Source organism: Streptomyces sp. JNUCC 63 (assembly GCF_054366325.1).
Map to the genome: position 1 here is coordinate 6,144,240 of NZ_CM135963.1, position 12,560 is coordinate 6,156,799.

The window sequence follows — 12,560 nt, forward strand, 5'->3', positions numbered from 1 at the left end:
GGCCTCCTGCGTGGTGTTCGGACTGTGCTTTCCCGGGGGACAACCCCCGGACCCCCAGCCGGCTCCGAAACTGACGCTCATCGACCGGCCTCCTGGGTCGTGTTGAGGATGTTGACGCCCTTGAAGAGGGCCGAGGGGCAGCCGTGGGAGACGGCCGCGATCTGCCCCGGCTGGGCCTTGCCGCAGTTGAAGGCGCCCCCGAGGACGTACGTCTGCGGGCCGCCCACGGCCGCCATGGAGCCCCAGAAGTCGGTCGTGGTCGCCTGGTAGGCGACGTCCCGCAACTGCCCGGCCAGCCGCCCGTTCTCGATCCGGAAGAACCGCTGCCCGGTGAACTGGAAGTTGTAGCGCTGCATGTCGATGGACCAGGAGCGGTCCCCGACGACGTAGATGCCTCGGTCGACGCTCCCGATGAGATCCTCGGTCGACAGCCCGGCCGGATCGGGCCGGAGCGACACGTTCGCCATGCGCTGCACGGGAACATGTCCGGGGGAGTCGGCGAAGGCGCACCCGTTGGACCGCTCGAACCCGGTCAGCCTCGCGATCCTGCGGTCCAGCTGGTAGCCGACCAGCGTCCCGTCCTTCACCAGGTCCCAGGACTGGGCCTCGACGCCCTCGTCGTCGTAGCCGACGGTCGCCAGTCCGTGCTCGGCGGTGCGGTCGCCGGTGACGTTCATCAGCTCGGAGCCGTACCTCAGCTTGCCCAGCTGGTCGAAGGTGGCGAAGGAGGTGCCGGCGTAGGCGGCCTCGTAGCCGAGCGCCCGGTCCAGCTCGGTGGCGTGCCCGATGGACTCGTGGATGGTCAGCCACAGGTTGGAGGGGTCGACGACCAGGTCGTAGACACCCGCCTCGACGCTCGGCGCCCGCATCTTCTCGGCGAGCAGCTCGGGAATCCGCTCCAGCTCACCGTCCCAGTCCCAGCCGGTGCCCTTCAGGTACTCCCAGCCACGGCCGACGGGCGGGGCCAGCGTCCGCATGGAGTCGAACTCCCCGCTGGACTCGTCCACCGACACGGCGGTCAGCTGCGGATGCAGCCGCACCCGCTGCTGCGTGGTCACGGTCCCCGCGGTGTCGGCGTAGAACTTGTTCTCGTGCACGGTGAGCAGCGAGGCGTCGACATGGTCGACCCCGTCGGCGGCGAGCAGCCGCGCACTCCACTCCGCGAGCAGCCCGGACTTCTCCTCGGCGGGCACGGAGAAGGGGTCGATCTCGTACGACGACACCCACGTCTTCTCGGCGTGCACCGGCTCGTCGGCCAGCTCGACCCTCCCCCACTGCCTGAACGGCGTGGGAGGTGCCCCCACATCCGACCCGGCGGCCCGGATCACCTCGGCGGACAGCTTGGCCATCGCCACGGCCTGCGAGGCGACCCTGGCGGCCGCGTCCAGCGTCAGATCCACCCCGGAGGCGAACCCCCACGTCCCGCCGTGCACGACCCGCACCGCGTATCCCAGGTCGGTGGTGTCCGACGACCCGGCCGGCCGCGCGTCCCTCAGCCGCCAGGCCGCACTGCGCACCCGCTCGAACCGGAAGTCGGCGTGCTCGGCCCCGAGCGCACGCGCGCGTGCGAGCGCGGCGTCGGCCAGGGCGCGCAGGGGCAGCACCAGGAATGATTGATCGACTTCATGGGCCACGAACGGCTTCCCTTCGCTCCGGCCAGTGATTACGTCCTGCTCGCGCAGCTCATACGCAAGACCGAAGTGAAGCACGTCCTTTCCCTGCCGCACAGGCTGGAGACGGACGGGGCGCGGAGTCGGGCGGGGTTCTTTGGCCGGCGTCGTCCAGTGACGACTTGGTTCGCGACACCTCTGTCGGCAGTTGCCCGTCGCTTCGTCCGGGAGCCGGCTGTGACAGGACGTCAATGCGGTGGCAGTGGTTCCCGAGCCCCTGCCTGGATGCTCGACGTGACGTCTGTGGATCTTGCTGGTCGCCGTGAGCTGCTGGACCGACCTGAGCAGTTCCGGTACAGGCAGTAACGCCGGGATTGGTCTTGTTCGCCGGGTCACCCTTGATGAAATCTTCGGGGCGCTGTCGATCCGGCTGCGTCCCGTTCGTCGTCATGGTGTACGGCGACCCGCCGTGCGAGGGTAGCGACAGAACCTGACAGGAGTCGGACCATGAAGTACATGTTGCTGATCCACAGTGGCGCGATCGACGCCGACGGTGCGGCCGCCGAGTGCGGCGTCGAGGACTGGATGGTCTACGACAAGGCCGTGCAGGACGCGGGGATCCACGTCTCGGGTGAGTCGCTGGCGGACCTGGTCACCGCCACGACGGTCCGGGTCGGCCCGGACGGCGAGCGGACCGTCACCGACGGACCGTTCGCCGAGACCCGCGAGGTCCTCGGCGGCTTCTACGTCATCGACGTGCCGGACCTGGATGCCGCGCTCGACTGGGCCGCACGCTGCCCCGGCGCGCGCGGCAGCGGGTCGGTCGTGGTGCGGCCGGTCGCCGAGTTCGGGATCTGACGGCGATGGACGAGGCAGCCGCCGGCACCCGGATGCCCGTCACGTCGTCCGTGGAGTCGGTGTTCCGGGAGGAACACGGCCGGCTGCTCGCCTGCCTGGTCCGCCGCTTCGGCGACCTGGACCTGGCCGAGGAGGTTGCTTCCGAGGCCATCGAGGCGGCACTGGTGCACTGGCCGGTCCAGGGCGTGCCGGCCAGGCCCGCTGCCTGGCTGCTGACGACGGCTCGGCGCAAGGCCGTCGACCGGCTGCGGCGGGACCAGGTCTACGCCGCCCGGCTCGCCGTCCTGCAGGTGGAGGCGGACCGGGCCGGCCCCGCCCCGCCCGCCGCTGCGGACAGTGATCTGCCCGACGAACGGCTGCAGCTGTTCTTCACCTGCGCACACCCGGCCCTTTTGGCCGAGGCCCGCGGGGCGCTGACCCTGCGCTGCCTGGCCGGGCTGACGACGTCCGAGGTCGCGCGGGCCTATCTCGTCCCGTCCGCGACGATGGCCCAGCGGATCGTGCGGGCGAAGAAGAAGATCCGTCAGGCCCGGATCCCGTTCAGGGTGCCCGGCGCCGACGAGCTGCCCGAGCGCCTGCCGGGAGTGCTCCAGGTCATCTACTCGATCTTCACCGAGGGGTACGCGGCCAGCTCGGGGCCCCGGCTGCAGCGGCTCGACCTCGCCCAGGAGGCCATCCGGCTGGCGCGGATCCTGCGCCGGCTGCTGACCGCCGAGCGGGAGGTCGCCGGGCTGCTCGCCCTGATGCTCCTGATCCACGCGCGACGCGACGCCCGGGCCGGCCCGGACGGCGAGATCGTGCTGCTCGAGGACCAGGACCGCGGCCGCTGGGACCGCACGATGATCGAGGAGGGCCTCGCTCTGGTGCCCGTCGCGCTGACCGGCGGCCCGCCCGGCCCGTACGGGGTCCAGGCCGCGATCGCCGCCCTGCACGACGAGGCCGCGGACCTCACGACCACCGACTGGCCGCAGATCGTGGCGCTCTACGACGTGCTGCTCGCGCTTGCACCGTCCCCGGTCGTCGCCCTGAACCGGGCCGCAGCGGTGGCGATGCGCGACGGCCCACAGGCAGGCCTGTCGCTGCTCGACGCACTGGCCGGCGAGCCGCTGCTGCGCGGCTACCACCCCTACCCGGCCGCCCGGGCGGACCTGCTGCACCGGCTCGGCCGGCTCCCCGAGGCCGCGGTGGCCTACCGGCAGGCACTCGACCTGGCCGGCACCGAACCCGAACGGGCGCACCTGCGGCGCAGGCTGCATGCGATCGAGCCCCCCGGCCCGGACGGTACGGCCGACACATGACTGCCCAGCACCCCGCAGAGCGGGCGGTCGCGGCGATCGACCACGTCCCGGCCGGCCCGTTCCACGACGCCGCAAGCGTCTCGGCGGCACGGGACCGGCTGCCACCGACCTGGCGTAGCCGACGGGCGGGGCCGTGGTGGTCAGGGCGGGCTCCTCCGGCTCGGTGGCCGGAGGCTGGTGCTTGTCCTTACGCGGCAGAAGGAACGGGGTGGCCAGGAGCAGCACGCCGGCGATGCCGATCGCGATGCGCGCATCGGTGACAGCGGCCAGGGCGCCCCACAGGGCGGTCAGTACGGCGACCGCGCCGGTGCTGGTCGCTTTCCAGGCCGCCAGAACCCGCCCGACCCGCTCGGCCGGCACCCGTCGGAGGCGCTCGGTCGCGAACAGCGGGTTGAACACACCCATGCAGGTGATCAGGACCAGTGCGACGGCGATGACCAGGGCCATGCCGGCGTTCCCGGGCATGGCGAAGAACAGCCCGACGGGCCACAGAGCACGCGGCACCCCGGAGGTGATCAGGACGCGGCGGCGCCCGTAGGGGGCTTCCAGGCACGGGGCGGTCTGAGCGCCGACGAATCCGCCGACGCAGGGCAGGCCGAACGCGAGCCCGTACTGCCAGGCCGCCCGGCCCAGGTCATCCAGCAGCAGGACGGCCGGCAGCGGCTGGTGGCCATGATCAGCGCGTTGACGGCCACGGTGTTCCAGAACAGCGGGCGCAGCTGCCGGTCGTCGTGGATGAACTTCCAGCCCTTGACCAGGTCTGCGGCCCGGAACTTCTCGGCCTCGGCCCACTTGGGCTCGGCTTCCTTCTGCCGGATCGCGCCGATCCCGAAAGCAGGGCACCGAGTGGGCCGCCTGCTACGACGAGCTCAGGGGAACCTTCGACCTGCGCATCGACGCGGTCGGCCCCGACTTCGGGACCGAAGCGCTGATGGACTCGATCGCGGACTCCGCAGCACTGGCCGCACTCGTGGGAACCCGAGAAAGGCACGACCGACGCCACCGGCCGATGCCTGGACGCCGAGCTGGGCCCGCTCACGCTCGTGACGCCGGGGTGACCTCAACCACACACCTGATCAAGGAAAGGAGCACGACGACTCGTCGCAACGCGACATGTGCGAGGGACCCTGCCTCACGTAAAACGACACGACCTGCGGGGACACGATCTCCGCCGGCACAGCGGAGACCGCCCGGAGGAGTGATTTCAGGGGGTACTCCGGAGGGCCCGATTCCGACCGCACTACGGTCGTCCCATGCCCAGCAAGAGCCGTGACACCGGCAAGAAGAAGACCCGCAAGAGCAAGCGGAGCCCGGCTGCGCGAGCGGCAGCTCCCAGGCCCAGCACCCTGGCCCAGGCCGCCGAGGACTACGAACGGCTCGCGGAGCAGCACCCCGAAGAGCGCGAGGATCTCCTCATGGAGGCCGCCGACGCATGGCGGGACGCGGGCGAACCCGAGCGGGCGCTCGCGGTGTACGAGAGGCTTCTCGACCGGGGGGAGGGCGGCAGCGAGAGGTACGACCTCGTGGACGCCTTCCGCATCAGCGCACTGTGGGACCTCCGGCGTCGGGAGGAGGCCCACGCGGGCGCGGCGGCGTTCCGCACACGCCATCCACGGGACGCGGGCGCCTGGATGTTCGTCGCCGAGTGCTTCGAGGAGGACGAGACGGCGACGGCCGCGGAGTGGTACACGGCCGGTATCACGCACGTCCTGGGCGCCGGCACGCCGGTCACCGCGGACACGGTCGGGGAACACCCGGACAACTTCGACCTGGAGTCGCTGGTCATCGGCCGTCACCGGGTGCGCCGCCTGCTCGGCGCCCCGCACGACGACTGGGACGAGGCCGCCGACGAGCTCCATGAACGCCGTGCCTCGCCCCTGCGCGGGCGGATGCGCCCCCTCGACGAGTTGCACGACCCGATCCGCCTCAGGCGGCTCAAGGAGGAAGGCCCGGAAGCCCTTGAGGCCGAGATCAGGGAGTTGACGGAGGAGCTGGGACTGGAAGAGGAGGAGCGAACCGCACGCACCGGCCCGCTGAGGGCCTGTGTCCTGTTCTGGCCCGCTGAGGAGTTCGCGCTGCTGCTTCAACGCCGGCCGGAGGCCGCGGAAGCGTACGGCGACGACCACGCCGCCCACCTCCGCCAGGTGGAGCGCACCCTGCGTGAAATGTCGGACGAGGGCACCCCGCACCTCGCGGTCGGCCGCGCCACGGTGGCCGGGCTCCAGGCCCACGCCGAGGCGGACGGCGGCTCTCCCGACACTCCCGCCACCCGCTCCGCGTACGCGGCCGAACTCGCCCGCCGCGGCCAGGCGACCGCCTGGCCGCCGCCGCGCAACGGCCCCTGCTGGTGCGGCTCGGGCCGCAAGTACAAGAAGTGCTGCGGAAACCCCGCCATGACCTGAGCCGGTGAACGCCGGCAGCACGCTCACGGCCCCGGCACGGGGGACCGACCAGGGGCTCCCGACTGTAGGAACCCGACAGGAGGCGGGAGGCGCCACTGTCGGTGCCGGATTGCCCTTCGACGTGGTCGGACCGATAGGTTTTCGGGGAAGCCGACTGTCGTCCACATGCTCGGGCGGTTGTCGGAACGCTGAGAGACCGCTATCGAAAGGGTGATCCGTTGAGCCGCTCGGTTCTCGTCACAGGAGGCAACCGGGGCATCGGCCTCGCCATCGCCCGCGCGTTCGCCGACGCCGGCGACAAGGTCGCGATCACGTACCGGTCGGGGGAGCCGCCGGCCGGGTTCCTGGCCGTCAAGTGCGACATCACCGACCCCGAGCAGGTGGAGCAGGCCTACAAGGAGATCGAGGCCCAGCACGGCCCCGTCGAGGTCCTCGTCGCCAACGCCGGCGTCAACAGGGACCAGCTCCTGATGCGTATGTCCGAGGAGGACTTCACCTCGGTCATCGACACCAACCTCACCGGCACCTTCCGCGTCGTCAAGCGCGCCAACCGCGGCATGCTGCGCGCCAAGAAGGGCCGCGTCGTCCTGATCTCCTCGGTGGTCGGTCTGCTCGGCTCGGCGGGACAGGCCAACTACGCCGCCTCCAAGGCCGCCCTGGTCGGCTTCGCGCGTTCCCTCGCTCGTGAGCTGGGCTCGCGCAACATCACCTTCAACGTCGTCGCCCCCGGCTTCGTCGACACCGACATGACCAGGGAGCTCACCGAGGAGCAGCAGGCGAAGATCCTCGCGCAGGTACCGCTCGCCCGGTACGCGCGGTCGGAGGAGATCGCCGCGGCCGTGCGGTTCCTCGCCTCGGACGACGCCTCGTACATCACTGGAGCCGTCATTCCCGTTGACGGCGGACTGGGAATGGGTCACTGAACGACATGAGCGGAATTCTCGAGGGCAAGCGCGTCCTGATCACCGGTGTGCTGACGGAGTCCTCCATCGCCTTCCACACCGCCAAGCTGGCACAGGAGCAGGGCGCCGAGATCATCCTGACCGCGTTCCCGCGGCCCACCCTGACCGAGCGCATCGCCAAGAAGCTGCCGAAGCCCACCAAGGTCATCGAGCTCGACGTCACCGACGACGAGCACCTGGGCCGCCTGGCCGACGTCGTCGGCGAGGAGCTCGGCGGCCTCGACGGCGTCGTCCACTCCATCGGCTTCGCCCCGCAGGACGCGCTCGGCGGCAACTTCCTCAACACGCCGTTCGAGTCGGTCTCCACCGCCATGCACGTCTCGGCGTTCTCCCTGAAGTCGCTGACCATGGCCTGCCTGCCGCTGATGCAGAACGGCGGCTCGGTCGTCGGCCTCACCTTCGACGCCCAGTACGCCTGGCCGCAGTACGACTGGATGGGCCCCGCCAAGGCCGCCCTGGAGGCCACCAGCCGCTACATGGCGCGCGACCTCGGCAAGCAGAACATCCGCTGCAACCTCATCTCCGCCGGCCCGCTCGGTTCCATGGCCGCCAAGTCCATCCCCGGCTTCAGCGAGCTGGCCTCGGTGTGGGACACCCGCGCCCCCCTGGAGTGGGACCTGAAGGACCCCGAGCCGGCCGGCCGCGGCGTCGTCGCCCTGCTGAGCGACTGGTTCCCGAAGACCACCGGCGAGATCATCCACGTGGACGGCGGCCTGCACGCCATCGGAGCGTGACGCTGCGCTGAGCAGGACCAGCAGTGAAGGGCCCGCACCCCTCAGGGGTGCGGGCCCTTCGCCGTCAGGGGCCGTCGGCCACCCGGGGGCCGTGCCGTGCAGGGTCAGTCGCCGGCGGGCGGGCTGAACCGGCCCGGGCGGCACAGCAGCGGGTAGCTCGCGGCCTCGGTGGCGGCCGTCTCGGTGTCGCCCGCGCGGATGGCGTCGAGCAGCCGGGTGTGGTTCATGTACACCTCCGGGGTGAGCCCCGCGCCGACGTCCGCGCGCAGCCAGTCGCGCAGCACCTCGCCCAGATCCGCGTACATCGCGGTCATGACGTCGTTGTGGGAGGCGGACACCACCGCCAGGTGGAACGTGGCGTCCGCGGTCACGAACGCCTCCTTGTCACCGGACTCCCAGGCCTCCTCGCGCCGCAGCAGCTGCGCGTGCAGTTGCTTGAGGTCCTTCTCGGTGCGCCGCTCGGCGGCCAGCCGCGCCCCGGCCGACTCCAGCGCGGAGCGCAGCTCGGCGATGTGCCGCAGGTCGGCACCGGCGAACCGGCGCTGCATCACGCCCGCCAGCTCGCTGGTGGCCACGACGTACGTGCCGGAACCCTGGCGGATGTCCAGCAGGCCGTTGTGGGCGAGCGCCCGGACCGCCTCGCGGACGGTGTTGCGGGCGACGCCGAGCTGCTCCACCAGCTCCGGCTCCGTCGGGATGCGGGAGCCGACCGGCCACTCGCCCGAGGTGATCTGGTGCCGCAGCGCGGCGATGACCTGTTCGGACAGTGCCGACCGGCGCGGAAGGCTCAGGGTCATGACACACCTTCGTACGGGGGACCCGGAAGTCGCCGCCCGTTCCGTGGACCATGGACGGCAATACATCCCATGATTCTATGATGGAACCCATGCCAAGCGAGGAAACCCGGACCACGACCTCGTCGACCGGACGGGCCAAGGCCACGACCAGCGCCCCCCGGGAAGGCCGGGGAACGTCCACGCGCGCGTGGGCGACGCGCCTGGTCGTCGCCGGCATCGTGCTGTCCGCGTTGAACCTCCGCCCCGCCATCACCAGCCTCGGCGCGCTCCTGGAGGAGGTCCGCGCCGGGCTCGGCATGAGCGGCGGCGTGGCCGGCCTGCTCACCTCCGTGCCCCCGCTCTGCTTCGCCGTCTTCGGCGTCATGGCGCCCCGGCTGGCCCGCCGCTTCGGACCCGCCGCGGTGGTGTGCGCGGGCATGGTCGCCATCGCCGCCGGACTGGTCATACGGCCCTACGTGGGCAGCACGCCCGCCTTCCTGGCCGCCAGCGCGCTCGCGCTGATGGGCATCGCCGTCAGCAACGTCCTGATGCCGGTCATCGTCAAGCGCTGGTTCCCCGACCGGGTCGGCTCCATGACCGGCCTGTACTCGATGGCCCTGGCCATGGGCACCTCGTCCGCCGCCGCGGCGACCGTGCCCCTGGCCGGAGCGCTCGGCCACAGCTGGCGGTCCGGGCTCTCGGTGTGGGCGCTGCTCGCCGCGGTGGCCGTGCTGCCGTGGCTGCCGCTGCTGCGGGGCCGGGGAGCCGAGCCCGCCGCGCAGGCACCGGCCCGCACCGAACCCGCGCGGGAGGAAGCAGCTCCCGCGCGGGAGGCGCAGGCACCGGCCCTGCGGATCACCCGGAGCCGTACCGCCTGGGCACTGGCCGTCTTCTTCGGGCTCCAGGCCACCGCCGCCTACATCACGATGGGCTGGATGGCGCAGATCTTCCGGGACGCGGGCGTCCCCGCCGGCACGGCCGGACTGCTCCTCGCCTTCACGATGGTGCTGGGCGTACCGCTGGCCTTCGTCATCCCGCGCCTGGCCACCCGGCTGCCGCACCAGGGACCGATCGTGCTGGTGATCGGCGTCTGCGGTCTGGCCGGCTACGCCGGTCTGTACCTCGCGCCGGCCGCGGGGGCCTGGGCCTGGTCCCTGCTCATCGGCATCGCCAACTGCGCCTTCCCCCTCGCGCTCACCATGGTCGGCATGCGGGCCAGGACCGGCCCGGGCGTGGCCCAGCTGTCCGCGTTCGCCCAGAGCACCGGTTACCTGATCTCCATCCCCGGGCCGCTGCTGGTGGGCGTGCTGTATCAGAGCAGCGGCGGCTGGGGGGTGCCCCTCGCACTCATGTCCGGGCTGATGGTCCCGCAGATGGTGGTGGGCTGCCTGGCCGGCCGCAACCGCACGGTGGAGGACGAGGCGGCGCGCTGAGGCGGGCCCCCGGGGGCCGTGTTCCGGACGAAGGGTGCGAGACTGGGGCGCATGCAGCCTGTGCTCGACCCGGACCCGCAGAACGGCCAGAAGAAGTTGCTGATCGTGTTCGGCGCGTTCTTCGCCATCTTCGTGATCATCGCCATCATCGCGACCCTCGTGTCGCCGTGACCCTCGTGTCACCGTGACCCCGCCGCATCAGGGCCGGTGGTGGGGATAACCCCCCGTCCCCTAGGGGGCGAGGGTCAGGGTCAAGTGGGTGGATCACCGGATGGGCCGGGGAGCGCGGATTCCGTAGCTTCGAGATGTGACCGCGAGAGGCGGTCCACGGACCTCGGAGACCAGCGGAGGCGAGCATGTCGGCCCGTACGCACACCCGGCCCCACCCGGCGACCACGGGCGGCGTCGACTCCCGGCTGCCGTGGTGGGCTCTTGCCCTGCCCGTCCTGGCGTTCGTCGCGCTGCTCGCCCTGATACTGAACCCGGCGGACGCCCACGCGGCCGCCGGCGGCCCCGCGATCACCCAGCTGTTCCAGCGCGTCCAGGAGCTGCTCGCCCGGTGACGCCCGCACCGCCCCGCCCAGGCGCCCTCGGGCACGGCCCCGTGCCACCCGCGTCGGCCGAGAAGTCGCATGTCAACTCCCTGCGCCTCGTGGCCTGTTTCATGCGAAGCTGGGTGCCATGAGCGTCGCAGAACCCCGCAGGATCGTCCTCTTCCGGCATGCGAAAGCCGACTGGCCACAGGTGACCGACCACGAACGACCGCTCGCCGAGCGGGGCCGCAAGGACGCCGCAGTCGCCGGCCGAAAGCTCGCCGACACCGGTGTCCCCTTCGACCTGGCCCTGTGCTCGACCGCGACCCGCACCCGTGAGACCTGGAAGCTCGCCGTCCACGAGTTGCCGCAGCGGCCGAAAACCGTCTACGAGGAGCGGGTCTACGAGGCCTCGCCCGGCGAGCTGATCGCCGTGCTCAACGAAACGCCGGACGACGTGCAGAACCTGATCCTCGTCGGCCACAACCCGGGCATCCAGGGTCTGGCCGAGGTGCTGTCCGGTTCGGCCGAGGGCGGCGCCCGCGAGCGGATGAGCCGCCGCGGATTCCCGGCCGCGGCGTTCGCCCTGGTGTCCTTCGACGGCTCCTGGAAGACCCTGGAGCCGGGCGTGGCCACGCTGCTCGACTACTGGGCGCCGTCGGAGTAGCCCGACGGCCCGAGCGAGAGGCGGCCCGGCACCGCGTGGGTGCCGGGCCGCCTCTCGTGAACCGCTCAGTCCTCCACGTGCGCGTCCGCCGCCTCGACCTCTTCCCGGGTGACCCCGAGCAGGTAAAGGACCGTGTCGAGGAACGGCACGTTCACCGCGGTGTGTGCCGCCTCCCGCACCACCGGCTTGGCATTGAAGGCGACCCCGAGACCGGCCGCGTTCAGCATGTCCAGGTCATTGGCGCCGTCACCGATCGCGACCGTCTGCGACAGCGGAACGCCCGCCTCCGCGGCGAACCGGCGCAGCAGCCGCGCCTTGCCCGCCCGGTCCACGATCTCGCCGGTGACCCGGCCCGTCAGCTTCCCGTCGACGATCTCCAGCGTGTTGGCCTGCGCGAAGTCCAGCCCGAGCCGCTCCTTCAGATCGTCGGTGACCTGCGTGAACCCGCCTGAGACGACACCCACCTGGTAACCGAGCCGCTTGAGCGTACGGATCAGGGTGCGCGCGCCCGGAGTCAGCCGCACCTCGCTGCGCACCTTGTCCACCACCGAGGCGTCCAGCCCCGCCAGCAGCGCCACGCGCGCGTGCAGCGACTCCTCGAAGTCCAGCTCGCCGCGCATCGCGGCCGCCGTCACCTCGGCGACCTTGTCCTCGCAGCCGGCGTGCCCGGCGAAGAGCTCGATCACCTCGTCCTGGATGAGCGTGGAGTCCACGTCCATCACCACCAGCCGCTGCGCCCGCCGGTGCAGGCCCGCGCCGACGACCGCCACATCGACACCGAGTGCCGCCGCCTCCGTGGCCAGAGCGGTGCGCAGCGGCTCCGTCTCCACGCCGGACACCGCGAACTCCACCGCCGTCACCGGGTACTTGGCCAGCCGGAAGATACGGTCGATGTTGCCGCCGGCCCCGGCGATCCGCGCGGCGATCCGGGCGGTCGCCTCCGCGGTGAGCGGGTGGCCGAGCACGGTGACCAGGGAGCGTCCGAGGCCGCGCGGCCGGTTGTCGCCACGGCCGGAGATGATCTCCGCCTGCATCTTCATCGACTCGGCCCAGCTGTGCACGGTGGCCCGCAGATCGCCCTCGAGCCCGGCGGGCGGCTGCGTGACGAGCACGCACAGCACCATACGGCCACGGGTGACGACCTGCTCGATGTCGACCACGTCGACGGAGTAGGCGGCGAGGGTGTCGAAGAGTCCGGCCGTGATGCCCGGCCTGTCCTTCCCGAAGATCTTGACGAGAAGGGTGGGATCGTCAGAGGTCTGCGAAGCGCTCATGGTGTTTCCACGG

12 protein-coding genes and 1 pseudogene are annotated in these 12,560 nt (G+C 71.6%); 9 read left to right on the forward strand and 4 right to left on the reverse strand.

The features are described 5' to 3' along the window. Positions 1–77: 77 nt before the first annotated feature. Positions 78–1,634, reverse strand: coding sequence for a TldD/PmbA family protein (locus ACX25U_RS28265; RefSeq protein WP_454384064.1), 1,557 nt, complete (start codon positions 1,632–1,634; stop codon positions 78–80). A 483-nt stretch (positions 1,635–2,117) separates the two neighbouring features. On the opposite strand from ACX25U_RS28265, the gene ACX25U_RS28270 reads away from it, so the two are divergent. Continuing rightward, entirely contained in the window at positions 2,118–2,468 is a 351-nt protein-coding gene (locus tag ACX25U_RS28270) for a YciI family protein (protein ID WP_454384066.1), read from the forward strand. Between the two features lie 5 nt (positions 2,469–2,473). Continuing rightward, a complete protein-coding gene (locus ACX25U_RS28275) occupies positions 2,474–3,766 on the forward strand; it encodes an RNA polymerase sigma factor (protein WP_454384068.1) in 1,293 nt (430 codons plus the stop codon). A gap of 186 nt (positions 3,767–3,952) precedes the next feature. Here the strand turns inward: ACX25U_RS28275 and ACX25U_RS28280 are convergent. Next, positions 3,953–4,609 (reverse strand): annotated as a pseudogene (locus ACX25U_RS28280) (MFS transporter); the annotation flags it as partial. A 410-nt stretch (positions 4,610–5,019) separates the two neighbouring features. On the opposite strand from ACX25U_RS28280, the gene ACX25U_RS28285 reads away from it, so the two are divergent. The 3 genes from ACX25U_RS28285 to fabI all read left to right on the forward strand — a co-directional run bounded on the left by ACX25U_RS28285 (position 5,020) and on the right by fabI (position 7,864). Beyond that, positions 5,020–6,168: an SEC-C metal-binding domain-containing protein gene (locus ACX25U_RS28285; protein WP_454384070.1), complete on the forward strand. Its 1,149-nt coding sequence runs from the start codon at positions 5,020–5,022 to the stop codon at positions 6,166–6,168. 218 nt (positions 6,169–6,386) lie between these two features. Next, positions 6,387–7,091, forward strand: coding sequence for a 3-oxoacyl-[acyl-carrier-protein] reductase (gene fabG, locus ACX25U_RS28290; RefSeq protein WP_454384072.1), 705 nt, complete (start codon positions 6,387–6,389; stop codon positions 7,089–7,091). Positions 7,092–7,096: 5 nt separating this feature from the next. After that, positions 7,097–7,864: an enoyl-ACP reductase FabI gene (gene fabI / locus ACX25U_RS28295; RefSeq protein ID WP_454384074.1), complete on the forward strand. Its 768-nt coding sequence runs from the start codon at positions 7,097–7,099 to the stop codon at positions 7,862–7,864. Positions 7,865–7,968: 104 nt separating this feature from the next. Here fabI and ACX25U_RS28300 read toward each other — a convergent pair whose 3' ends face one another. Further along, positions 7,969–8,661 (reverse strand): FadR/GntR family transcriptional regulator, encoded by a 693-nt coding sequence (locus tag ACX25U_RS28300; protein WP_454384075.1) that lies wholly within the window; start codon positions 8,659–8,661, stop codon positions 7,969–7,971. 89 nt (positions 8,662–8,750) lie between these two features. On the opposite strand from ACX25U_RS28300, the gene ACX25U_RS28305 reads away from it, so the two are divergent. The 4 genes from ACX25U_RS28305 (at position 8,751) to ACX25U_RS28320 (ending at position 11,273) form a co-directional block, all read left to right on the forward strand. After that, the gene (locus tag ACX25U_RS28305; RefSeq protein WP_454384077.1) at positions 8,751–10,073 is read left to right on the forward strand and encodes a CynX/NimT family MFS transporter; all 1,323 of its coding nucleotides are present in this window, start codon (positions 8,751–8,753) and stop codon (positions 10,071–10,073) included. A gap of 51 nt (positions 10,074–10,124) precedes the next feature. After that, on the forward strand, positions 10,125–10,244 hold the full coding sequence (locus ACX25U_RS28310; RefSeq protein ID WP_454384078.1) for an SGM_5486 family transporter-associated protein: 120 nt from the start codon (positions 10,125–10,127) through the stop codon (positions 10,242–10,244). Positions 10,245–10,429: 185 nt separating this feature from the next. Further along, complete coding sequence (locus ACX25U_RS28315; RefSeq protein WP_454384080.1) at positions 10,430–10,636, forward strand: hypothetical protein; 207 nt, start codon at positions 10,430–10,432, stop codon at positions 10,634–10,636. 118 nt (positions 10,637–10,754) lie between these two features. Continuing rightward, entirely contained in the window at positions 10,755–11,273 is a 519-nt protein-coding gene (locus ACX25U_RS28320; RefSeq protein ID WP_454384081.1) for a SixA phosphatase family protein, read from the forward strand. A gap of 65 nt (positions 11,274–11,338) precedes the next feature. On the opposite strand, the gene serB is transcribed toward ACX25U_RS28320, so the two are convergent. After that, positions 11,339–12,547 (reverse strand): phosphoserine phosphatase SerB, encoded by a 1,209-nt coding sequence (gene serB, locus ACX25U_RS28325; RefSeq protein WP_454384083.1) that lies wholly within the window; start codon positions 12,545–12,547, stop codon positions 11,339–11,341. Positions 12,548–12,560 lie beyond the last annotated feature (13 nt).